This is a genomic window from Caldisphaera sp. (assembly GCF_049974385.1).
Classification (GTDB): domain Archaea; phylum Thermoproteota; class Thermoprotei_A; order Sulfolobales; family Acidilobaceae; genus Caldisphaera.
The window spans coordinates 1-535 of sequence record NZ_JBMFIW010000074.1 but is presented as its reverse complement, the minus strand read 5'-3'; the positions used below and the strand labels follow the sequence as shown (position 1 = coordinate 535).

The window sequence follows — 535 nt, the reverse complement described above, 5'->3', positions numbered from 1 at the left end:
ATTTTTGTAAGCATCTCTATTACCAATAGAATATAATTTTCCAAAGGTTATATATTTTTGAATTGAAAAATTGAATCAATTTTATATTGATTTGAATGCTAAGTTGCAATCAATAGGGTAAAACTAGACATTAAGAAAATTTATGTAAGAATTAGGTAACGATTTTTTAATAAACCAAAATATTTATAGAGAAAATTCAAAAACTAAACTTAATTATATACTTATGATATATTAAATTTTTATAAGAATATTTACTTTTAAATATTATGAATAGAATCAGCATTAAATATATAACCTTTGATATACAACCTTTCATCTAGAAAATATAATAGGGTGATTTTTTGAGTAAATCAGATGTTTCTGAAAATAAGGAAAAAATCAAGACCAGTAATCTTTTTGAAAACTTGGTTAATGCTTTATCAAAATTTGTAGAAGAAAAAGAATATAATATTTTGGATACATTAGCCCTTTCAAATGACATTGATATGGCATATAAATCTATTTATAATGGATTGCGCAACTTGAGAAAAGAAAA

At 21.9% G+C, this 535-nt stretch carries 1 protein-coding gene; it reads left to right on the top strand.

The genetic code is table 11. The features are described from left to right. Positions 1-341: 341 nt before the first annotated feature. Positions 342-535: hypothetical protein (locus ACP5GV_RS08150; RefSeq protein ID WP_428103313.1), on the top strand; the 194-nt coding region annotated here is incomplete at its 3' end.